The following is a 21229-nucleotide window of genomic DNA, read 5'->3' as shown; positions in this document are numbered from 1 at the left end:
CGGTCACCCTTCGTCGCCCGGCGCATCGACGAAAGTCGCCGGTCGGTAGGCGGTGAGCAGCAGCGCCACGTCGTCCACCCGGCCGGTCGAGCCGACCTCGCGCAGCAACCGCTCGGCCAGCTCCTCCGGATCCTCCCCGGGCCGGCCGTGCGCCAGCGCCGCCCGCAGCCGGTCCACCCCCTGGTCGATCGCCAGCGCCGGGTCCTCCACCAGGCCGTCGGTGTAGAGGGCGAGCAGCGATCCGGGCCGCAGCCGCAGCTCGCTGGCCGGGTAGGCGGCTGCTCCGTCCACCCCCAGCAGCGGCCCGCCGGGGACGTACAGCGCCTCGGCCCGGCCGTCCGGGTGGCGCAGCACCGGCGGCAGGTGCCCGGCGCGGGCGACCCGGACGGTGCCGTCCGCGGGGGTGAGGCGGACCAGGCAGCAGCTGGCGAGCAGCCCCGGGTCGAGGTCCAGCAGCAGCCGGTTGGTGCGCCCGAGCACCTGGTCGACCGGCTCGCCGCCGCTGGCGAAGGCGCGCACCGCGCTGCGCAGCTGGCCCATCGCGGCGGCGGCGGCGACGCTGTGGCCCTCGACGTCGCCGATCACCAGGGTGAGGTCCGCGCCGGTGAGGATCGCGTCGTACCAGTCGCCGCCGATCTCCATGCCCTGGGTGCCGGGCAGGTAGCGGGCGGTGATCCGCACGCCCGGCACCTGGGGGAGGCGGTGCGGCAGCAGCCCCTGCTGCAGGCCGCGGGCCAGTGCGAACTCGGCGTCGTAGAGCCGGGCGCGCTCCAGCGCCTGGGCGATGAAGCCGCCCAGGCCGGTGAGCAGGCCGCGCTCCTCGAGGGTGAAGGCGTGCGGGCGGTCGAAGCCGAGGATGCAGCTGCCGACCGGACGGCCGGAGGCGAGCAGCGGCAGGAAGGCCCAGGCGCCCATCTCGTCCAGGGCCAGACCGGGGTAGGCGGCGGCGAGTTCGTGCACCGACTCGAAGAAGATCGGGGTTCCGGTGCTGAGCGTCTCCGCCCCGGGCACCCGGGCGTCGAGCGGGGTGCCCTCGAAGCCGTCCAGGAAGCCGTCCGGGTAGCCGGACTGGGAGACGAGGTGCAGCCGCTGTTCGTGCACCGTGTAGATGGCGAGTTCCTGGCCGCCGAAGGCCGGGAGGATCTCCTCGGCCACCGCCCGGCACACGTCGCGCACGGTGACGGCCTCGGTGAGGGCGCTGGCGAGCTGGAGCAGGTGGAGGGTGCCGCCGACGCCGGTCGCAGCGGTGGACGGTGGCGGGGCGGCGGGCGGTTCGTCCGCGCCCGGCGGGGACTCGGCGGCGACCACCCGGCCGGTGACGCCGTGCGCGTCGGGGTAGAGCGAGAAGGCGAGCCAGCCGCCCGGCGGGCGGGCGGCCAGGAAGGCGGTCGGCTGCTGGGAGAGCAGGGCGGCGCGGTAGCGGTTCTCGTAGAAGGGGTCGGCAAGCCAGGGCAGCACCTCCCACGGGTGGTGGCCGACCAGTTCGTCCCGGTCGGCCCGCAGCAGCGGCTCGGTGGCGCGGTTGGCGTAGGTGATCAGGCCGTCCGGGTCGAGCGCGAAGACGCCCTCGCGCATCCGCTCGACGGCGGCCGCGGCGGCGGTCACGGTGCGGACGTCCAGCACGGCGCCGACCAGGTGGGTCCGGCCGTCGGCGATCGCGCCCGGCACCCGGGCCCACAGCTCCACCGGGTACGGGCGGCCGTCCGCCCCGAGCACGCGCACCCGGGCGGCCAGCACCTCGCCCCGCTCCATGGCGGTCCGGGCCGCCGCCCGGAACCCGGGCACGTCGCCGGGGGCGATCCGGCGGGTCAGGCAGCCCACCGTGCCGTCGAACTCACCGGGGCCGAAGCCGAAGATCTCCTGGAACAGCGCGTCGGCGGCGAGCGCGCCGGTGGTGGTGTTCCAGTCGAACAGCCCCACCCGGGTGGTCGGGGCGGACGGCGGCGGCACCTCCACCACGGCGGCGTCCCCGGACGGCTCGGTCAGTCGCCCGGCCTCCGCCAACCTGTCCAGGCCCGCGCCCAGGCGGGCGGCGACGGCCTCCAGCCGGGCTGACTCCCGGGCCGGTGCCCCCTCGACCCCGGCGGGCCACAGCACGCTGAGCACCCCGAACCGCTGCCCGCCGTGCTCCACGGGCAGGCAGGCGGAGACGAAGTCGTACGGCAGCCCGACCGCGAGCTGGGGGAAGCGCCGCATGGCGTCCTCGGTGTCGGCCAGTGCGATGGTGCGCCCGGTCCGGAAGCAGACCGCGACCGGCAGCGGCCCGGCGGCGGCGATCCGCCGGAACGGGCTGATGATCGACAGCGGCACCCCGGCGAGGGTGAGCAGCACCAGCGACCGGTGGTCCCGCGACCGCAGGTACACCATCGCCCCGTACGCCCCGGTGGTCCCGAGCACCTGACGGACGGCCTTCGCCAGCAGCTCGTCCCGCTCGTCCACCGCCTCCGGCAGCACCCCCGGACCCGGCTCCGCACCGGTCTCCGCGCCCGGCTCCCGGACCACGCCCGAGCCCGCCTCCGGCTCCTGGTCCAGGACCGGTGCCGGCAGCGTTTCCGGGACCGCCGCGCGGACCGGCTCGTCGGCCCCGCCGGTCGCCTGCGGATGGCGCATGCTCCCTTGCTACGTCCGCCCCGGAGCACTGTCAAGGCGAGCCCGGCGGCCCGAGCCGCCCCTCCGCCGACCGCCGACCGGGGTCAGAGCCCGGAGAGGTCGATCTCCACGGGGTAGGGCAACGGCCTTGACGACCCCGCCGAACACCTCGCCCGCCTCGTACGACCGGCTCGCGGCGTCCAGTACATACGTGTGGACGATCGGCACCCGGGCGACCGCCTGCTCGACCCGCCAGTAGAAGGGGACGCCCGCCGTGGCGTACTGGTCGAGCTTGACCACCCGGTCGGTGGTCTCCGAGCCCGGCGAAACGACCTCGACCAGCAGCAGCACGTGCTCCGGCCTGGTCGGCGACTCGTCGATGCTGTCCGCGCGGTAGACCACCACGTCCGGCCGCCGGTTGTTGAGCGGTACGTCCTGCAGCCGCACGTCGAAGTCGGTGTCGGCGTTCCAGTCCTCGCCGCCCGCTTCGTCCAGGGCGTTCGCCAGGAGGCGCGCGATGCGGTGGTGGCGCTTGGAGGCGCTCGGGCTCACGACGACCATCCCGTCGACGATCTCGATGCCCGCGCACTGCTCCTCGGTCCAGGAGTCGTACTGCTCACTGGTGATCTGCCGGTGCATCCACTCGGGTGCGGTCATCTCGGCCGTCACGGCGTACCTCCCCCGGTCTCCTGGGCAGGCCTGTGCTGTGCGCCACAGCTTAGTACAGCCGCAGTCGCCGCCCCGGATGGTTCGCGAGCCGTCCACCCGCCCTCCCGGGCGCGCGGCGGCGCCGTTTTCGAGGGGTCCTCGCATGGCGGTGGGACGGAGGCGGCAGGATGGCCTGGTGCAGGTACGCCCGATCTCCCCCGACAAGCTGGCCGAACTGCTCGCCGACCGCATCACCGCACTGCCCGGCGCCGGCAAGCGGTGGCTGCGGGTCGCGGTGGACGGTGCCGCGGCCGCCCGGCCCGAGGTGCTCGCGGACGCCCTGGTGGAGCCGCTGCGGCTGCGCGGGCGGCCCGCGCTGCGGGTCTCCGCCGCGGACTTCCTGCGCCCGGCGTCGATCCGGCTGGAGTACGGCCACCAGGACGCGGACGCCTTCCACGACCTCTGGCTGGACGACGGCGCCCTGCTGCGCGAGGTGCTCGATCCGCTGGAACCGGGCGGCAGCGGCCGGGTGCTGCCCTCACTGCGCGACCCGGCCACCGACCGCTCCACCCGGGCCCCCTACACCGAACTCCCGCCCGGCGGGGTCCTGGTGCTGGACGGCGCGCTGCTGCTCGGCCGCTGGCTGCCGCTGGAGCTGACCGTGCACCTCGCGCTCAGCCCGGCCGCGCTGGCCCGCCGCACCCCCGCGGACCAGCAGTGGACGCTGCCCGCCTTCGCCCGCTACGACGCGGAGACCGGACCGGCCGAGGCCGCCGACGTCACCGTCCGGGTGGACGACCCGCGCCACCCCGCCCTGGTCGAGCGGACGTGACGGCCGGGGCCGGGCCGCGCTGGCAGTAGGGGCACCAGAACACCGCGCGGTCCAGCGGCGGGTCGCCCTGGCGCCCGGTCCGCACCGGCGTGACGCAGCGCGGGCAGGGCCGGCCCGCCCGGCCGTAGACCCAGTGCCGGTGTCCGGGCCGGGTGTCGCCGGTGGTGATGTGGCCGGAGCGCAGCTTGTTGGCCTCCAGCATCTGCTGGGCGCGCTCCACCAGCCGGTCGGGGTGGGGGAGTTCGCCGACCGCGGTCCACGGGGTCAGGCCGGCCACGAAGCACAGTTCGTTGGCGTAGACGTTGCCGATCCCGGCCAGGTTGCGCTGGTCGAGCAGGGCCTCGGCGAGCGGGCGGCCGGGGCGGGCGAGGAGCCGGCGGACGGCCTCGACCGGATCCCAGTCGGGGCCGAGCAGATCGGGGCCGAGGTGGCCGACGGCGCGGTCCTCGTCGGCGGTGCGCAGCAGTTCGACGACGGGCAGCCGGTAGCCGACGGCGGTGCCCCGCTCGGTGCCGAGGAGGGCGCGGATCTGCCAGGCGGGGCCGCCGCTCCAGCGTTCGCCCGTGCGGTAGAACTCCCAGCGGCCGTCCATCCGCAGATGGGTGTGCAGGGTGAGGCCGCCCTCCAGGCGGGTGAGCAGGTGCTTGCCGCGTGGGACGACCTCCAGCACCCGGCGGCCAGCGAGTGCGGCGGTGGCGTGCGCGGGCACCCGCAGCTCGGCGGCGGTCAGCAGTTGTCCGGCGAGGGCCTCGTGCAGCCGGGCCGCCACGCGGTAGACGGAGTCACCTTCGGGCATGACTCCATTGTGGTCCGGGTGGCGGCCCGGCGGGACGCCGGCCCCTGCGTCCGGGGGCTACTCGGCCTTGTCCCCCGTGAGGCCTTGGCCCTCGCGGACCACGACCACCGGGCAGGGCGCGTGCTCGGTGAGGTGGCGGCTGACGGAGCCGAGCAGGACGCCGGAGAAGCCGCCGAGGCCCCGGCTGCCGACCACCAGCAGCGCGGCGCCCTTGGCGGCCTGGAGCAGGGCCCCGGCGGCGTTCCCCGGCACCACGTTCTCGCTGATCGGCACGCCCGGCTCGGCGCCGACGGCCTTGGCGACGCTGTCGGCGAGCGTCCTGCCCGCGACGTCCTCGGGGTTGTAGACCTCGGCCGGCGCACTCGTGCCGCCCCAGCCGTAGAAGGCGGGGTACTCCCAGGCGGTGACCGCGTCGACGGCGCCTCCGACGGCCTTCGCGTACTCGACCGCCCAGCGCAGCGCCTGTTCCGAGGCGGGCGAGCCGTCCACACCGACGACGATCCGGGGCTTGGCACTCATGACGTGTCTCCTTCGGTTTGCTCCTGCCGGTCCCGATCACCCCCGGGACGGGCCGTATCGGACGTCCGGCCGGTGTCCGCCGCGCGGCCGCGTGGCGGACCGGACGCGGCCCCGAGGCCCACCGTCGAATCAACTGCGGTACGCCGCCCAGGTGTTCGCCATCCGCTCGGCCTGGCCGGGGGTGAACCTGCTCATGCAGGAGTCGTAGCTGTAGTCCATGAAGTTGTGGATCGGGTCGAGGCCGGGGGCCGGGCAGGTGTCGCGGCCCTCGGGGCAGCCGTAGGCGGGGCTGCGCTCCGGCGGGGTGTCGTCCACGTAGTCGCCCGGGGCCAGGCAGCCGCCCTGGAAGGTGTGGAACAGGCCCAGCCAGTGGCCGATCTCGTGGGTGGCGGTGTTGCCCTCGTTGTAGTGGACGGCGGGGCCGCCGGGCAGCGAGTCGTCGAGGACGACCACGCCGTCGCCGGTGGGGTCGGAGCGGTAGGTGTTCGGGAAGGTCGCCCAGCCGAGCAGGGACTGCCCGAGGTGGGCGGTGTACAGGTTCAGCGTGCCCTGGTCGCCCTTGTGCAGGGCCTTCTTCATGGCCTGCTCGGCGGTGGAGCCGGGGGTCATGCCCCGGTACCAGCCGGCGTCGTCCGTCCAGTCGGTGCCGGCCAGCTCGAACCGGAACCCGGTGGGTGTGTTCGCCTCGCCCTGGCCGCCGTAGGTGGCGTTGAGGTGGTCGATCTGGGCGAGGACCGCCCCCTGGTCGAGCCGGCCGGCGTCCCCGGCGTGGATCACGTGGACGTACACCGGAACGGTGGTCGGGGCGGAGGCCAGCGGGACGTGCGCGGAGCCGAGCGCGGCGAGCCGGCCGGCCAGGTCCGCCTGCATCGCCCGGGCCTCGGCGGCGCTGACGGCGTTCGGGTCCTTCCCGGCCTGGCTGCCCGCCGGCCTCCGGGCGGCGGCGTCGGCGCCGTCGCAGACGGCGGCCGCGGCCGCGGCGTGGTGCGGGGCCGGGGCGGCGAGCTGGCTCAGTCCGGCGGCGGCGACCAGCGCGGCGGCGCAGGGGAACAGGCGGGGGGCACGCGAGCGCACCCGGGCGGTACGGCGCATCAGCGCTCCTGTCAGGCGAGGGAGGTGACGGGGTGTCGCCCGCGCCGGCGGGCCGGCCCCTCGGCGACCGCCCACCGACGACCGGGCTGGCACGGCGGTCGGGTGCGGCGGCCGGGTGCGGCGGGCGGCGGCGCCCGGCGCGGATTCGCCGAGACTACGACGCCGTGAAGTCGATCACCCGTAGGGCGCGCGCGGCGCTCCGGTCGAGTACCACGGCCGACGCACAGCCGGCCGGCGGCCGCCGCGCCCCGAGGAGCCGTCGGCGCAGCCGGCCGGCGGCGGCCCGGTGCCGGGCGAAGGCGTAGCGCGAGACGCCGCGGGCCCGGCGCCGCTGGCCGGCCAGGGCCTCGGCCGGGTCGACGTCGAGCAGCAGCAGGTGCACCCGACGGCCCTGCCGGGCGGCGGTGCGGATGAGCCACGCCCGTACGAAGGGGAGGGTGCCGCAGTCGTGCACGGCGAGCGGGCCGCCGTCCAGGACGGCGCGGCGCAGCCGGCGGTAGTGGGCGATCCGGGCGAGCGGGCGGTACAGCGCGTACGGGAGGCGGCCGGGCAGCCGGGCCGCGTACTCCTCGCGGACCTGCTGGGAGTCGACCAGCGGGGCGCGGACGCTGCGGCGCATCAGGGTGCTCTTGCCGCTGCCGGGCAGGCCCGTGACGACCAGCAGGTCACCGGGCGGGTAGTGCAGGGCGGTCGGGCCCGGGCCGCGCAGCTCGTGCAGGCCGGCCCGGAGGGCCCGGCCGTCGGTGGCCCGGGGCGGCGGCACCGACGGCACCGCCGACGCCGCCGCCCGCGCCGTTCGTGTCCCGGCCACCGACCCTCCCCCGCCGTTCTCCTGCTCCCCTGGAGCATGGCGCATTCCCAAGGGTGAGTAAAGGCCCGTGGTCAGGGGCAGGCGGGGGCGGCCGGGACGCCGGTGCTAGCCCAGCTGCGGGGCGACCCGGGCGGCCACCAGCTCCAGGTGGTCCAGGTCGTCCAGGTCGAGCACCTGGAGGTAGACCCGGCTGCTGCCGACCGCCGCGTACCGGCCGATCTTCTCCACGACCTCGTCCGGGGTGCCGGCCAGGCCGTTGGCCTTCAGTTCGTCCACCTCCCGGCCGATCGCGGCGGCCCGGCGGGCCACCTCGGCGTCGTCCCGGCCGACGCAGAGGACCAGGGCGTTGGAGTAGACCAGCTCGTCGGCGGAGCGCCCGGCCCGCTCGACGGCCTCGCGGACCCGGCCGAACTGGGCGGCGGTGTCCGCCACGGAGGCGAACGGCAGGTTGAACTCGTCGGCGAAGCGGGCGGCCAGCGCCGGGGTGCGCTTGGGGCCGTTGCCGCCGACCAGCACCGGGATGCGCTCCTGGGCGGGCTTGGGGAGCGCGGGCGAGTCGGTGAGGGTGTAGTACTCGCCGGAGAAGTCGAAGGTGTCGCCGAGCTTGGTGCGCCACAGCCCGGTGATGATCTCCAGCTGCTCCTCCAGCCGCCCGAACTTCTCCTTGGGGAAGGGGATGCCGTAGGCGGCGTGCTCGGCCTCGTACCAGCCGGCGCCGAGGCCGAACTCGACCCGGCCGCCGCTCATCGCGTCGACCTGGGCGACCTGGATCGCGGTGACGCCGGGCAGCCGGAAGGTGGCGGCGGTCATCAGGGTGCCGAGGCGGATGGTGCTGGTGTCGCGGGCGAGGCCGGCCAGGGTGATCCAGGCGTCGGTGGGACCGGGCAGGCCGTCGACGTCGCCCATCTTCAGGTAGTGGTCGGAGCGGAAGAAGGCGCTGAAGACGCCGAGCTCCTCGGCGGTGCGCGCGACCTTCAGGAGGGTGTCGTAGCTCGCGCCCTGCTGGGGCTCGGTGAAGATGCGGAGATCCATGCGGACCATTGTGGTACGGACCACCGGCGTTCGTGAGCGCAGGGAACGGACCGCGCCACGGAACGTTCCGAGCGTGGCCAAGGTCTCAGCACGGAAGCGTCTCGGGCCGGCTCCCCCGCTCGGCGGCTCGCCTACCGTGGACGGATGTTCGCGACCCCCGACGAATCGTTCCGGCCCTCGCCCGACGGCCCGGCCGGTTGTCCGCTGCCCGGCATCGTGGCCTCCTTCACGCCGCGGCTGGCCGAGTTCGCCTTCGAGCCCGGCTTCGTCGCCGCGGTCGACCAGCACGCGGCGATGCTCCGGGAGCTGCTGTACGCGCAGGGGCCGGAGCTCGCGCCCCGGCCCCTGGACCGTGAGGAACTGGCGGACTACGCGTTGGGCTTCCTGGACGCGCTCGCCGAGATCGGCTGGCGGGAGCCGGTGGGGTACGACTACGCCGTCACCCGGCTGACCGCGATCTGCTGGCTGGTGCGCGAGCAGGGCCTTTTGGAGGCCTGAGCCACCCGGACCGCCGGGCCCGGGCCGTCCGGCCGGACCCGGCCCGCGCCGCCCGGGATCTAGCTCCGGCCCGGGTCGATGCCCGGGGTCGGCGGGTTGCCCGGGCCCGCCTGGGTGGTCGGCCGGACCGGCTGGTTGCCGAGCGCGTCGGCACGACCGGCCTGGTAGGCGGAACCGCGCAGCCGGGCGGTCTCCTGCTCGGCGCTGTCCAGCCACCGCTCCCAGCGCTGGCGCATCGGCATGATCAGGCCGCCGCCGACACCGACCACCACCACACCGGCGATGGTGGCGAGCGCCGCGATCAGCACCGGCCCGGTGATCGCGGTGGCGATCCCGGCCTGGCCGAGCGCCGCGATCACACCGAGGGCCACGATGAACCCCCAGACGACGGTGGAGACGGTGCGGCCGTACGAGGCGCCGGAGAGCGCGTTGCCGACGATGTCGCGCACGCCGTTGGCGATGGCCATCGCGACCACCAGGATCGCGACGGCGACGATGGCCCGGGGCAGCCAGGCGACGATGCTGTGGATCATCACGCTGATCGGGTTGGGGCCGAAGACGCCGAAGGCCAGCTGCAAGGCCATCAGCAGGATCGCGTAGTAGACGATCTTGCAGATGATGCCGGTCATGTCGTACTTGGAACCGGCCAGGTAGCGGGCCATCCCGGCCCTCTCCGCGACCCGCTCCGAGCCGACGCGGCGCAGCACGCGGTCCAGTACCCGGGCGATCGCCTTCGCCACGAACCAACCGATGACCAGGATCGCCAGGAAGGCGAGGAACTGCGGGATGACCTTGGCGATCTTGGACCAGGCCTGGGTGAAGCCCGACCCGAAGTCGACGGACAGTGCGAGCTGCTGAGCCACGGAGTCCTCCACTCGGTGACGCGGCGCCACCGACGGCGCCTGCTGTCCCCCACCCTTCGTGGATAACAGCACCCCGCCCGGGCTGCGCGCGCCCGGTGTGCGCGATGGTTCCGTCGGGTGAACACTCCCGCCGTCCGCCCGCGTACAGTGGCGGTCCGGAGGACCGGCCACGGGGGCGGGAAGGGGTGCGAAGGTGATCGGAACCGGCGCGGACGGCAGCGGCACGGACACCGGCGGCGCAGGACGTGGCACCGACGCCGCTCGTGCCGCGGACACCGGCCGTGACCCGGGCACCGGTACGGCCGCGCACCGGGTGCTGCGGTGGTGGGCACGGCCCGCGGAGGTGCAGGCCGCGGTGCTCGTGCTGCACGGCGGCGAGGAGCACAACCTCGCCCGGCCCGGACGCCTCAACCTGCCCCTGCTGCGGATGCACGGCTTCCTGCGCTCGCTCGAACGGGACACCGCGGGCGCCGGGATCGCCCTCGGCACCGTCCGCTACCGCCACCGCGGCTGGAACGGCGAGCGCGCCGACGCCGCCCGGGACGCGCTGGCCGCGCTCGACGAGGCCGCCGCGCTGCTCGGCCCGGTCCCGACCGTCCTGATCGGCCACTCGATGGGCGGCCGCGCCGCCCTGCGGGCCGGCGGCCACCCGTCCGTGACCGGTCTGATCGCACTCGCCCCGTGGTGCCCCGCCGGGGACCCGTGCGACCACCTGGCCGGCCGCGACGTCCTGCTGCTGCACGGCGACCGGGACACCGTCACCCCGCCCGCCGACACCCGGGCCTTCGCCGCCCGCAGCCGCGCCGCCGGCGCCCGGGTCTGCGGCTACACCGTCACCGGCAGCGGCCACGCCATGCTCCAGCGCATCCCCGACTGGCACCGCGCCACCACCCGTCTCGCCACCGCACTGCTGGGTCTGCGCCCGCTGCCGGCCGAGGCCGCCTCGGCGCTGGCGCTGCCGCCCGCCTCCCGGGAGGCACTGGGCCTGCCGCTGCCCCGGCAGCCGCGGACCGCCCCGATGCTGCCGTCGGACGGCTGAGCGGGGGGGCCGGTCCGGGGCAACGGCCGTTCGCCGTACGGGGCGCGGCCGTTCGCCGCCCGGGGCGCGTCGGTCCGCCGTCCGGCACCGGCCGCTCACCGCGCGTCTGGCGCCCGGGGCCGGGGGCCGGGGCCGGATCGCACCGGCGCCGGGCGCCGACCGGCTCAGCCCAGCTCGGCCGCCGACTCCACCACCACGCCGTACAGGTCCCCGATCGTGGCCAGGGCGCCGCGGTGGACCTGCTCGGCGGGCAGCTCGGCCCCGCCGGAGGGCAGCGGCCGGGTCGCGGAGGCGTCGGCGACGACGGTGGGGCGGTTGCCGCGCAGGAAGGCGCCGGCGGCGGTGAAGGCGACGCACATGTGGGTCATGAAGCCGGCGATCACCACGTCCTGGTGTCCGGCCGCGTCGACCAGGGCGCCGAGCTCGGTGCCGACGAAGGCGTCCGGGGCCTGCTTGACCACCACCCGCTCGCCCTCCACCGGGGCGACGTCGGGGTGGATCGCGCCGATCTCGGCACGGATGTCGTACGGGGTTCCCTCCCCGCCGTCGTTGACGACGTGGATGACGGTGGCGCCGGCCGCCCGGGCGCGGGCGAGCAGGTCGGCGGCCGCGTCGAGGGCCTGCCGCCAGCCGGTCAGCTCCATCACGCCGCGGGTGTAGGTGTTCTGGTAGTCGATCAGGATCAGCGTGGACGAGCCGAGCACGGCGGGCTTCTCGTCCAGGCCGGTGAGGGCGCGCAGGGTGGTGGTGGGCATGGCTGTACCGCCTTCTGCTGGATCGGGGTTCGGCAGGTCACGCCGGGTGCGGCCTGCCTCCGGAACGCTACGGGCGGCCTCGGCACGGCGGCAATGTCGCCTAACATGCAGATTCCGACATCGGATCGGACATCGGATCGGGCGGCGACTCCGACGACGACTCCGAGGGCGACGACTCCGAGGGCGACTCCGAGGGCGAGTCCGACGGGGAGTCCGACAACGAGACACAGGGGGGCCGGTCCAGTGGATTCCACCGGGAGCAGCACGGCGGCGCAGCTGCTGATCGTCATCGTCCTGTTCGAGGGCGTCGACCTGCTGGACGTCACCGGCCCGCCGGAGGTGTTCTCGCTGGTGCGCCGGGAGACCGACGACGGGAGCGGCTACCGGGTGGTGCTCGCCGCGGCCGGCCCCGGGCCGGTCACCACCGCGGCGGGGGTGCGCATCCTGCCCGACCTCACCTTCGACCAGGCCGCCGAGCGTCCCATCGACACCCTGCTGGTGCCCGGCTCCGTCGAGGTCGACGGCGAGGGCCGGGTGCGGGCGCTCACCGACCCGGCCGTGGTCGAGCGGGTCCGCGCGCTGGCCGCCCGGGCGCGCCGGGTCGCGTCCGTCTGCGTGGGTGCCCACCTGCTGGCCGCGGCCGGGCTGTTGGACGGCAGGCGGGCCACCACCCACTGGTCGACGGCGGGCCAACTCGCCGCCGAGTACCCGGGGATCGAGGTCGACGCCGACCCGATCTTCATCCGCGACGGCGAGGTGTGGACGGGCGCGGGCATCAGCGCCTGCCTGGACCTCTCGCTCGCCCTGGTCGCCGAGGACTTCGGCGAGGAACTCGCCCTGCGGGTGGCCCGGCAGCTCGTGATGTACCTCAAACGGCCGGGCGGCCAGAGCCAGTTCAGCGTCCCGCTGGAGCCGGTCTCCGCCACCCGGCGGATCGAGGGGCTGCGCCACCACATCCGGCGCAACCTCACCGGCCGGCTCTCCGTGCCCGACCTCGCCGCCCACGCGCACGTCAGCGAACGGCAGTTGGTCCGCATCTTCAAGGCCGAGCTGGGCACCACCCCGAGCGCCTACGTCGAGTCGGCCCGGGTCGAACTCGCCCGCCACCGGCTGGAGTCCACCGACGACACCCTCGAACGCATCGCCGCCGCCTGCGGGTTCGGCACCACCGACACCCTGGTGCGGGCCTTCCGCCGTCGGCTGGACACCACGCCGACGGACTACCGGCAGCGCTTCCGCACCGTCACGCCGCCGGCAGCCGCACGGTGAACACCGTCCGACCGGGCCGGCTCGCCACCGTCACGGTGCCGCCGTGCGCCTGGACGACGGCGCGGACGATGGCCAGGCCGAGCCCGGTCGAACCGGTGGCGCGCGAGCGGGCGCGGTCGCCCCGGACGAAGCGCTCGAAGACCCTGTCGAGCACCTCGGGTGCGATCCCCGGTCCGTCGTCCGCCACCTGCAACTCGACCTGACCGGCGGCCGGTCGCAGGGCCAGCTCGACGCCCGTGCCGGGCGGCGTGTGGGTACGGGCGTTGGCCAGCAGGTTGGCCACCACCTGGCTGAGCCGGTGCTCGTCCCCGGTCACCAGCACCGGTTCCTCGGGCAGGGCGAGCCGCCACCGGTGGTCCGGGCCGGCCGCCCGGGCGTCGGCGACGGCGTTGAGCGCGATCCGGGTCAGGTCCACCTCGTCCGCGGCGAGCGGCCGCCCCGCGTCCAGGCGGGCGAGCAGCAGCAGATCCTCGACGATCGCGCCCATCCGCAGCGTCTCGGCGTCGATCCGCTCCAGCGAGTGCCGCACCGGCCCGGGCACCTCCCCGGGGTGGCGCAGCGCCAGCTCGGCGTGGCCGCGCACCGTCGCCACCGGGGTGCGCAGCTCGTGGCTGGCGTCGGCGGCGAACCCGCGCAGCCGCTCCTCCACGGCGTGCCGGCGGGCCAGCGCGTCGCCGACATGCCCGAGCATCCGGTTGAGCGCCACGCCGACCCGGCCGACCTCGGTGCGCGGGTCGTCGTCCGGCACCCGCTCGGCGAGCATCACCTCACCGCTGGCGAGCGGTAGGGCGCTCACCCGCTCGGCCATCCGCACCACCCGGCGCAGCGGGCGCAGTGACCAGCCGACCCACACCGCTCCGGCGGCGCCGGCCGCGGCGACGGCCACCGCGAACACGGTCAGCTCCAGGGCCTCGAGCCGGGCGACCGTGTCCTCGGCCGGGCGCAGCGGCAACCCGCAGACCAGCACGTCGCCGTCCCGCCCGGCCACCGCGCGGACCCGGTAACGGCCCAGCGCCCCGCCGGGGACGAAGGTGCGGGCGGGGCCGTCGACCGGAAGCGCGGCGAGCGAGCGCTCCTGGTCGGGCGTGAAGGTGACCCGGTCGTCGCCGCTGGGGTCGTCGTCGCCGTCGTCAGCGTCGCCGTCGACCACGCCGGCGGCGGTGACGCGGCCGCCCACCAGTCGCACGCCCAGGGTGCCGGGGGTCTGCGCCCGGGTGTCGGAAGCGGCGCCCGTACCGGCGTGTTCCAGGCTCGCGGCGTAGCGGCCGCCGGACTCGGCGAGTTGCTGGTCCAGCCGGTCGACCAGGAAGTGGCGCAGGGCGGCCGTGGTGGCGAAGCCGACGGCGGCGCAGGTGACCACCAGCAGGACCAGCAGGCCCGCGATCAGACGGGCCCGAAGCGTCCGGGGCAGCAGCGAACGGGCGTACCGCAGAGAGGCGTTCGACGTACCGGCCTTCGGCGTGCCGACGATCGGCGTGCCGGCCTTCGGCGTGCGGCGCGGCCTCCGGGCCGGGGTCACTGCGCGGCCTTGATCAGGTAACCGGCGCCGCGCACGGTGTGGATCATCGGGCTGCGGCCCGCGTCCAGCTTCTTGCGCAGGTAGCTGATGTACAGCTCCACGATGTGCGCCTGGCCGCCGAAGTCGTACGACCAGACCGCGTCGAGGATCTGCGCCTTGCTGAGCACCTGCCGGGGGTGGCGCATCAGGTGCGCGAGCAGCGCGTACTCGGTCGGGCTGAGCTCGATGCTCTCGCCGCCCCTGGTCACCTCGCGCGCCCGGTCGTCCAGGACCAGGTCGCCGAGCACCAGCGCGTGTTCGGGCACCGGGCGCGGCCCGGCGGGCGGGGCCGCGCGGCGCAGCAGTCCGCGCAGCCGGACCACCACCTCGGCCAGGCTGAACGGCTTGGTCACGTAGTCGTCGCCGCCCGCCGCGATGCCGGCGATCCGCTCCTCCAGGGCGTCCCGAGCGGTGAGGAAGAGGACCCGCACCTCGGGCTGCCCGGCGTGGACGCGGCGCAGCACCTCCAGGCCGTCGAGGTCGGGCAGCATCATGTCGAGCACCACGGCGTGCGGGCGCCAGTCCACCGCCTGGCGCACGGCCTCCAGCCCGCTGGTCGCGCCGCGCGCCTGCCAGCCCTCGTAGCGCACGGCTCCGCAGACCACCTCGACCACGTCCGGTTCGTCGTCGACGACCAGGACGCGCCAGTCCGGGCGGTCGGTGCCGGTGTCGTCCATGGTGCTCCTCGACTCGATGGCGGCGGCCCGATGGCGGGGCGGCGTTCATTCTGGCCCGCCGCCATGAGAAACCGGTGAGATCCAGGAGCACGGTTCGTACACCTGCCAGCCCGGTCCGACCTGCACGGATCCCCTTCGCAGAGAGAGCGGGCCGACGTACTTCAGAGGGAGCTCAGAGCTTGCGGTGCGATCGTGGAGCGCCTCGGCGGGGCCGCGCCGCCGCCGGGAGTCGAGGAGGATCCGATGACCACTGCCACCGCACCGAAGTCCCTACCGGGTGCAGCCGGCCCGCGCCACCGGGCGGTGCCGCGCCCGCCGCTCGCCCTGCCGCCCCGGGCGGCGCTCGCCCTGATCGCCGCCGGAACGCTCGGTGTGCTCGGGCTGTGGTGGCTGAACACGCCGTCCGTGGTCGGCGCGGCCGGCTGGCTGACCGGTGCCGGGCGGATCACCGGGCTGCTCGCCGGGTACGCGGCGCCGGTGCTGCTCCTGCTGATGGCCCGGCTTCCGCCGGTGGAGCGCGGGGTGGGCGCCGACCGGCTTGCCCGCTGGCACGCCTTCGGCGGGCGGTGGCTGGTGGCCCTGGTCTCGGTGCACGTGCTGACGGTCGTCTGGGGCTACGCGCTCACCGACGGGCGCGGGCTGGTCGGCGAGGGCGTGGAGATCGTCTTCCACTACCCCGAGATGCTGAAGGCGACCTTCGGCACCCTGCTGATGCTCGGCACCGGCGCCGTGTCCGCCCGGGCGGCGCGGCGGCGCCTCTCGTACGAGACCTGGTACTACCTCCACCTGGCCACCTACCTCGCCGTCGCCCTGGCCTTCGCCCACCAGCTGGCCACCGGCGCCGACCTCGGCGGCGGCCCCGGCCAGGCCGCCTGGTACGCCCTGTACTTCGGCACGGCGGCGCTGCTCGGCTGGTTCCGCCTGCTGCGGCCCTGGCTGCTCGACCGGCGGCACGGACTGCGGGTCGCCGAGGTGCGGCCGGAAGGCGCCGGGGTGGTGTCGCTGTTCCTGTCCGGTCGGCGGCTGGACGAACTCCGCGCCGAACCGGGCCAGTTCTTCCGGCTGCAGTTCCAGGCCCCCGGGCTGCGCTGGGCCGCCAACCCGTACTCGCTCTCCGCGCCGCCGCACCCGGAGTTCCTCCGGTTCACGGTCAAGGACCTCGGCGGGCACAGCGCGGCCGTCGCCGGACTGCGCCCGGGCACCCGGGTGCGGGCCGAGGGACCGTACGGGGCGTTCACCGGGCGGCGGCAGCGGCAGCGCAAGGTCCTGCTGCTCGGGGCGGGCGTCGGGATCACCCCGCTCCGGGCGCTGTTCGAGACGCTGCCGGGCCGGGTGACGCTGGTCCAACGGGCCCGGCGCCCCGAGGACGTGCTGTTCCGGGCCGAACTGGCCGAGGTCGCCCGGCGGCGCCGCGCGGCGGTGCACGAGCTGCTCGGCTCGCGGGAGCAGGTCGGGGACCTCGGAACGGCCCTGCGCCGACTCGTCCCGGACCTCGCCGAGCACGACGTGTACCTGTGCGGGCCGGAGTTGCTGGCCGAGGAGGCCGTGCGCGCCCTGCGGGCGGCCGGGGTGCCGGCCGGGCGCATCCACCGCGAGTCCTTCGTCTTCTGAACCCGGCCGGCCGTCCCCTGTCCCCCTTCGTTCCCGAGGAGTTGTCCCGCTCATGCGTCGAGCCGTCGTGACCAGTGCCGCCACCGCTGCCGGGGTGGTGCTGCTGCTCTCCCTCAAACCGCACGAGGCCTCCGGGCCGGCGCCGGTGATCGGCTCCGGATCCGGGTCGTCGGGCACGGTCGGGTCCTCCGGCTCCGGGTCCTCCGGCTCCGGGTCCTCCGGTTCCGGTTCCGATTCCGGGTCCGGGTCCGGGTCCGGTTCGGCCGCCGGCGCCTCCGGCCCCTCCGCCTCCCCCGCGCCGGCCGCCTCCGGCGGAGCCACCCGGAAGGTCAGCGGGGACACCGTCAACACCCGCTACGGGCCGGTGCAGGTGCAGATCACCCTCTCCGGGAGCCGGCTCACCGCCGTCGACGTGGTCAAGTACCCCAGCCAGGAGCGCCGGGACCTCGAGATCAACAGCAGCGCCCTGCCCCTCCTCAACCAGGAGGCGATCTCCGCGCAGAGCGCCCAGATCGACGTGGTCAGCGGCGCGACCTACACCAGTGACGGCTACGTCCGCTCGCTGCAGAGCGCCCTCGACCGGGCGAAGGGCTGAGCCTCGTGCTGCGCCACGCCGAGCCCGTGATGGGCACCGTCTTCTCGATCGCCGTCCGCGACCCCGGCCCGGACACACCCGGGGCGCTGCGGCGGATCGTCGAGCGGCTGCACCGGATCGACGCCGTCTTCTCGACCTACCGGGCGGACAGCGACATCAGCCGGCTGGGGCGCGGCGAACTGGCCGTCCAGGACTGCGACCCGGAGGTCCGGACGGTGCTCGCGGCCTGCCGCGAGGTGGCCGCCGAGACCGACGGCTACTTCACCGAGCGGCCCGGCGGACGGCTCGACCCGAGCGGCTGGGTCAAGGGCTGGGCGGTCGCGGAGGCGGCCGCGCTGCTGCACGCCTGCGGCGCCCGGCAGTACTGCGTCAGCGGCGGCGGGGACGTCCAGACCTCCGGCGGCCCCTGGCGGATCGGCATCGCGGACCCCCACCGGTCCGACCGCCTCACGGCCGTCCTGAGCGGCGAGGGCCTCGCGGTGGCCACCTCCGGCACCGCCGAGCGCGGCACCCACATCCTCGACCCGCACACCGGCCGCCCGGCGGACGGCCTCGCCTCCCTCACCCTGGTCGGCGCCCCGGGCACCGGCATCGCCCGCACCGACGCCTGGGCCACCGCCGCCTTCGCGATGGGCCCCGACCGGGCGCTGTCCTGGGCCGCCCGCCGACCGGGCGTCGAGGCGCTCGCCGTGCTGCCGGACGGGACGAAGCGCTGGACACCCGGCCTGCCGGCCCACCTCCCGCCGTCCGGCCCGGCCGACTGGCACCTCGCGACGCGCTGACCGGCCCGCCCCCGCCACGCCGCCCGATCGGCCGGCGTCACCAGTTGGCGCGCTCCTGCTGGGCCGCGCGCCACGCCTCCCGCGCCACCAGCGGCGCCAGGTACGACCACCGGCGGGAACCGTCCGGGCACTCCCCGCCCTCCACCAGCGCCGAGACCACCCGGCGGGTGAACGGCACCCACGCCGCCATGTCGTGCTCGAACGTGCTGTGGCAGGCCTCGCGCCGCCGGTCGATCTCGGCGGCGTCCAGGCGCGCCCGGACGGTGGCGACCAGCGTGTAGCAGGAGGCCCGCTCGCTCCAGCCCAGCCAGCCGATCACCAGCGGCCCGACGTCCTCCGGCAGCAGGCCCAGCTCCTCCTCCAGCGCCCGGTGGACCAGCCCGTGAAAGTCCTCGGCCGCGCCCGGCTCGTCGCGGTACTTCATCGTCTCGTTGATCCCCACCGTCCACTGCGCCGGGAAGGTGTTGACGGCCAGCGAACGGCGGAGCAGCAACAGCCGCCCGGCGCGGTCCCGTACCGCGACGCAGGCGCTCACCATCGTCGGCGGCGCGACGGCGACGAACGCCGTCAGCCCCTGCCCCAGCGCCTCCCGCAGCAGTCGGCCCGCCCGCGGGTCCTCCCGCCCCAGCCGGGTGGTGGCCATGCACTCGGCGTAGTCGCTCTCGGCGATGCCCACCTCGCACACCCGCGCCGCGCTGTGCTCACCGTGATCGACCGTCAACCGCGTGATGTAGGCGGTACGCCCCGCCGCCCCGGCCGCCCGCTGGCGCGCCACCTCCTCGGCCCAATCCGTGCCGTCCAGCACGTGCGGACGCCGCAGCCGCCCCTCGTAGCGCGTCACCAGCGACCCCGGCGTCAACGGCCGCGCCGCCGACCAGGTGATCAGCGGCACCAACCCGTCCGCGCCCACGTCGTGCGCCCGCGCCCCCGCCGACAGGTGCGCCCGCCGCACCCGCGCCAGGGGAAGCCGCGACCCGCCGAACTTCACGAAGTCGTAGACCAGATTGGTCACCACCCCGAGCAGCAGCGCCCCGCCGATCCCCAGCAGCCACCCCACCTGTGCCCCCCACGCTCGTGTCCGACGGGATCATTGTGGCGTTCCGGCCCGGCGGCGCGAACCCCTTTCGCCCCGTCACGGGGGCGCCCGCCGGCAGCGGGGCCGACTCCGCGTCAACCAGCGTGGTCCACCTCGCGGGTGACATGCACCCGGTCGCCACCCGGCGCGGGCTGGGCGGGTCGCGCACGCAGCGACGGCGATGCCGCGGCGGCCCGCCGGGCGTCCCCATAATCGCGTGGTGATCACCTCCTACGACGAAGCGATCGACCGTCTGCGTACCCGGCCGGGGCTCTCCGTCAGCCGTCGGCCCCTGGTCGTGCTTCCCCTGCTGCGGGCGGGCTGCCTGTCGACGGTGCTGAGCGTCGAGGCCGCCGACGCGGACTGGGCCGGCGAGTTCGGTGTCGAGTTCCACTCCCTGGAGGCGGCCACCCGGGTCCGCGACCACCTGGGCCTCCGTCCGGGGATCGACGAACTGCTGCGCCGCCTCCCCGAGCGCACCGGCCGGGCGTGGCACGGGCGCGAGTTCGGCCTCCACTCCTACCTGGCGTTGCACGCGCCCTGGCAGGCGGCCCTGGCGGAGCTCGGCGCCCGGGTCGTGCCGCCGCATCCCACCCCGGCCCTGCCGGTGCTGAACGACAAGGTCGCCCAGCGCGAGTGGTTCCGGGCCATCGGGGTGGCGACGCCGCCCGACACCGTGGTCGGAGAGCTCGACCACCGGGCGCTGGGCCGGCGGTTCGGCGAGGTGTACGTCGTGCAGGCCCCGCAGGGCTCCAGCGGGCAGGGCACGTACCTGGTGCGCGGCGAGGAGGACCTGCGCCGCCTCGCCCCGGCCGAGCGGTGGCTGGTGAGCCGCTACACCGAGGGCACCGCGATCAACGTGCACGGGCTGGTGTCGGTGGACGGCGCGGTCTCGGTGCTGCGCACCTCCGTCCAGCTCACCCGGGTCGACGGCCTCGGCACACCGTTCGGCGCCTACGCCGGCTGCGACTTCGAGGCGCCCGCCGCGCTGCCCCCGCGGGCACTGGAGCGGGCCGATGCGACGGTGGCCCGGATCGGCGCGGAGCTCGCCGGGCTCGGCTACCGGGGGCTGTTCGGCGCGGGCTTCGTCCTCGACGAGGACCGCAACCCCCTGCTCCTGGAGCTCAACTGCCGGATGCAGGGCTCGACATGGCTCCTGGGCGAGCTGGAGCTGGCGGAGCGGGCGGTGCCCGCCGCCCTCCGGCACGTGCTGGAACGGTACGGCCACGCCACCCGCTCCCCCGCCCGGTTGGACCCGGTCGGCGGCACCCAGCTGCTGGTCCCGCACACCGGCCCCACCGCCCGGCTCACGACCGCGCCGGTCGGCGGGCTGCACCGGCTCAAGGACGGCGGGCTGCACCGCTGCGGCGACGGCCTCGGCCTGCTGGAGTGCGGGCCGGACGACTGCGTGCTGCTCCAACTGCCCGGCGCCGGCACGGTGGTCCACACCGGCGCACCGCTCGGCCGGATCGTCACCCGCTACTCGCTGACCACGGCCGACGGCACGACGCTGAACCCCGTGGGCCGCCGGCTGGTGGACGCGCTGCGCGCCCGGTTCGCCTTCGAGCCGTGCTGACGCCGGCGGCGCCCGCCCCGCTGTACCTGCGCGCCGCCGTACCGGCCGACCTCGACCGGCTGGCGGCGCTGCGCGCGGACGCGGCGGCCTGGATCGGCCGCGAGCACGGCTCGACGCAGTGGTCGACGCCCCTGAACGCCGAGAACGCCCTCGCCTCGATCGAGCGCCGGGCCACCGTGGTGGCGATGCTGGAGCCCGAGGGGCCGCCCATCGCCACCCTGACGGTCCGGCCGACCGGGAGCAGCAGACTCTGGACGGCGGAGGAGCTGGCCCGGCCCGCCCACTACGTCAGCCGCTTCACGGTCGACCGCCGCCACGCCGGCCGGGGCATCGGAGCGCGCCTGACCGACTGGGCCCGGTGGCGGGCGGCGAGGGCGGGCGCCGAGCTGGTCCGCGCCAACGCCTGGAGCGACAACACCGCCCTGCACGCCTACTACCGGGCGAACGGCTGGCGGCTGGTGCGGATCGTCGAAGGCGTGCGGTCGGGCGCGCTGCTCGAGGTGCCGGTGCGCCGCACGCCGGCCGCGGAGGTCCACGAGCTCGGCACCGCACCGCCGCGGCTCGGCTGACGGCGGGCTCGCGGCCCGGTCGTCAGCGGCCCGGGGCGCTGAC

At 75.9% G+C, this 21229-nt stretch carries 20 protein-coding genes and 1 pseudogene; 9 read left to right on the top strand and 12 right to left on the bottom strand.

Features of this window, described 5'->3' with window-relative positions:
• Positions 1-3 precede the first annotated feature (3 nt).
• Together ABT247_RS07975 and ABT247_RS07970 are read right to left on the bottom strand one after the other, a co-directional pair.
• Entirely contained in the window at positions 4-2610 is a 2607-nt protein-coding gene (locus ABT247_RS07975; protein ID WP_350739687.1) for a SpoIIE family protein phosphatase, read from the bottom strand.
• Between the two features lie 83 nt (positions 2611-2693).
• Positions 2694-3258, bottom strand: a pseudogene (locus tag ABT247_RS07970) (Uma2 family endonuclease).
• A 175-nt stretch (positions 3259-3433) separates the two neighbouring features.
• Here ABT247_RS07970 and ABT247_RS07965 point away from each other — a divergent pair.
• Complete coding sequence (locus ABT247_RS07965) at positions 3434-4069, top strand: nucleoside/nucleotide kinase family protein (RefSeq protein ID WP_350739681.1); 636 nt, start codon at positions 3434-3436, stop codon at positions 4067-4069.
• Here ABT247_RS07965 and ABT247_RS07960 read toward each other — a convergent pair.
• The 5 genes from ABT247_RS07960 to ABT247_RS07940 all read right to left on the bottom strand — a co-directional run bounded on the left by ABT247_RS07960 (position 4017) and on the right by ABT247_RS07940 (position 8319).
• Positions 4017-4865: a DNA-formamidopyrimidine glycosylase family protein gene (locus ABT247_RS07960; RefSeq protein WP_350739678.1), complete on the bottom strand. Its 849-nt coding sequence runs from the start codon at positions 4863-4865 to the stop codon at positions 4017-4019. The two genes, ABT247_RS07965 and ABT247_RS07960, sit on opposite strands and share 53 nt — an antisense overlap.
• A gap of 57 nt (positions 4866-4922) precedes the next feature.
• Positions 4923-5384: a universal stress protein gene (locus ABT247_RS07955; protein WP_350739675.1), complete on the bottom strand. Its 462-nt coding sequence runs from the start codon at positions 5382-5384 to the stop codon at positions 4923-4925.
• A gap of 129 nt (positions 5385-5513) precedes the next feature.
• Positions 5514-6476 carry a zinc metalloprotease gene (locus tag ABT247_RS07950; RefSeq protein WP_350739672.1) on the bottom strand — a complete coding sequence of 321 codons (963 nt, stop codon included), beginning with the start codon at positions 6474-6476 and terminating at the stop codon, positions 5514-5516.
• A 154-nt stretch (positions 6477-6630) separates the two neighbouring features.
• Complete coding sequence (locus ABT247_RS07945; protein WP_502892406.1) at positions 6631-7332, bottom strand: AAA family ATPase; 702 nt, start codon at positions 7330-7332, stop codon at positions 6631-6633.
• 60 nt (positions 7333-7392) lie between these two features.
• Positions 7393-8319 carry an LLM class F420-dependent oxidoreductase gene (locus tag ABT247_RS07940; protein WP_350739669.1) on the bottom strand — a complete coding sequence of 309 codons (927 nt, stop codon included), beginning with the start codon at positions 8317-8319 and terminating at the stop codon, positions 7393-7395.
• A 144-nt stretch (positions 8320-8463) separates the two neighbouring features.
• Between ABT247_RS07940 and ABT247_RS07935 the strand changes: the two genes are divergently transcribed.
• Complete coding sequence (locus ABT247_RS07935) at positions 8464-8817, top strand: DUF6401 family natural product biosynthesis protein (protein WP_350739666.1); 354 nt, start codon at positions 8464-8466, stop codon at positions 8815-8817.
• 59 nt (positions 8818-8876) lie between these two features.
• On the opposite strand, the gene ABT247_RS07930 is transcribed toward ABT247_RS07935, so the two are convergent.
• Positions 8877-9680 carry a mechanosensitive ion channel family protein gene (locus tag ABT247_RS07930; RefSeq protein ID WP_350739663.1) on the bottom strand — a complete coding sequence of 268 codons (804 nt, stop codon included), beginning with the start codon at positions 9678-9680 and terminating at the stop codon, positions 8877-8879.
• A 193-nt stretch (positions 9681-9873) separates the two neighbouring features.
• Here ABT247_RS07930 and ABT247_RS07925 point away from each other — a divergent pair, with 193 nt between their 5' ends.
• The gene (locus ABT247_RS07925; RefSeq protein ID WP_350739660.1) at positions 9874-10719 is read left to right on the top strand and encodes a serine aminopeptidase domain-containing protein; all 846 of its coding nucleotides are present in this window, start codon (positions 9874-9876) and stop codon (positions 10717-10719) included.
• A 164-nt stretch (positions 10720-10883) separates the two neighbouring features.
• Here the strand turns inward: ABT247_RS07925 and ABT247_RS07920 are convergent, their stop codons facing one another.
• Positions 10884-11474, bottom strand: a complete 591-nt coding sequence (locus tag ABT247_RS07920) for an isochorismatase family protein (RefSeq protein ID WP_350739657.1) — start codon at positions 11472-11474, stop codon at positions 10884-10886.
• A 243-nt stretch (positions 11475-11717) separates the two neighbouring features.
• Between ABT247_RS07920 and ABT247_RS07915 the strand changes: the two genes are divergently transcribed.
• Positions 11718-12743 carry a GlxA family transcriptional regulator gene (locus ABT247_RS07915; RefSeq protein ID WP_350739654.1) on the top strand — a complete coding sequence of 342 codons (1026 nt, stop codon included), beginning with the start codon at positions 11718-11720 and terminating at the stop codon, positions 12741-12743.
• Here ABT247_RS07915 and ABT247_RS07910 read toward each other — a convergent pair.
• Together ABT247_RS07910 and ABT247_RS07905 are read right to left on the bottom strand one after the other, a co-directional pair.
• Positions 12718-14175: a sensor histidine kinase gene (locus ABT247_RS07910; RefSeq protein WP_350739728.1), complete on the bottom strand. Its 1458-nt coding sequence runs from the start codon at positions 14173-14175 to the stop codon at positions 12718-12720. The genes ABT247_RS07915 and ABT247_RS07910 overlap by 26 nt on opposite strands.
• Positions 14176-14258: 83 nt before the next feature.
• Positions 14259-14978, bottom strand: coding sequence for a response regulator transcription factor (locus ABT247_RS07905; RefSeq protein ID WP_350739651.1), 720 nt, complete (start codon positions 14976-14978; stop codon positions 14259-14261).
• 243 nt (positions 14979-15221) lie between these two features.
• On the opposite strand from ABT247_RS07905, the gene ABT247_RS07900 reads away from it, so the two are divergent.
• From ABT247_RS07900 to ABT247_RS07890, 3 genes are read left to right on the top strand one after another with little or no spacing between them, the layout of a single operon-like run.
• Positions 15222-16589 (top strand): ferredoxin reductase family protein, encoded by a 1368-nt coding sequence (locus tag ABT247_RS07900; protein WP_350739648.1) that lies wholly within the window; start codon positions 15222-15224, stop codon positions 16587-16589.
• 52 nt (positions 16590-16641) lie between these two features.
• Complete coding sequence (locus tag ABT247_RS07895) at positions 16642-17184, top strand: FMN-binding protein (RefSeq protein WP_350739646.1); 543 nt, start codon at positions 16642-16644, stop codon at positions 17182-17184.
• Positions 17185-17213: 29 nt separating this feature from the next.
• Positions 17214-17966: an FAD:protein FMN transferase gene (locus ABT247_RS07890; RefSeq protein WP_502892407.1), complete on the top strand. Its 753-nt coding sequence runs from the start codon at positions 17214-17216 to the stop codon at positions 17964-17966.
• Between the two features lie 37 nt (positions 17967-18003).
• Here ABT247_RS07890 and ABT247_RS07885 read toward each other — a convergent pair whose 3' ends face one another.
• The gene (locus ABT247_RS07885; protein ID WP_350739640.1) at positions 18004-19023 is read right to left on the bottom strand and encodes an NUDIX domain-containing protein; all 1020 of its coding nucleotides are present in this window, start codon (positions 19021-19023) and stop codon (positions 18004-18006) included.
• A gap of 238 nt (positions 19024-19261) precedes the next feature.
• Between ABT247_RS07885 and ABT247_RS07880 the strand changes: the two genes are divergently transcribed.
• Positions 19262-20617: an ATP-grasp domain-containing protein gene (locus ABT247_RS07880; RefSeq protein ID WP_350739637.1), complete on the top strand. Its 1356-nt coding sequence runs from the start codon at positions 19262-19264 to the stop codon at positions 20615-20617.
• Positions 20611-21186, top strand: coding sequence for a GNAT family N-acetyltransferase (locus ABT247_RS07875; protein WP_350739634.1), 576 nt, complete (start codon positions 20611-20613; stop codon positions 21184-21186). Before ABT247_RS07880 ends, ABT247_RS07875 begins: the two co-directional genes overlap by 7 nt.
• Positions 21187-21229 lie beyond the last annotated feature (43 nt).

The organism is Kitasatospora sp. NPDC001539, assembly GCF_040298565.1.
GTDB lineage: Bacteria > Actinomycetota > Actinomycetes > Streptomycetales > Streptomycetaceae > Kitasatospora.
Note: the sequence above shows the minus strand (reverse complement) of the source record. Positions and strands in the feature narration are given on the sequence as shown.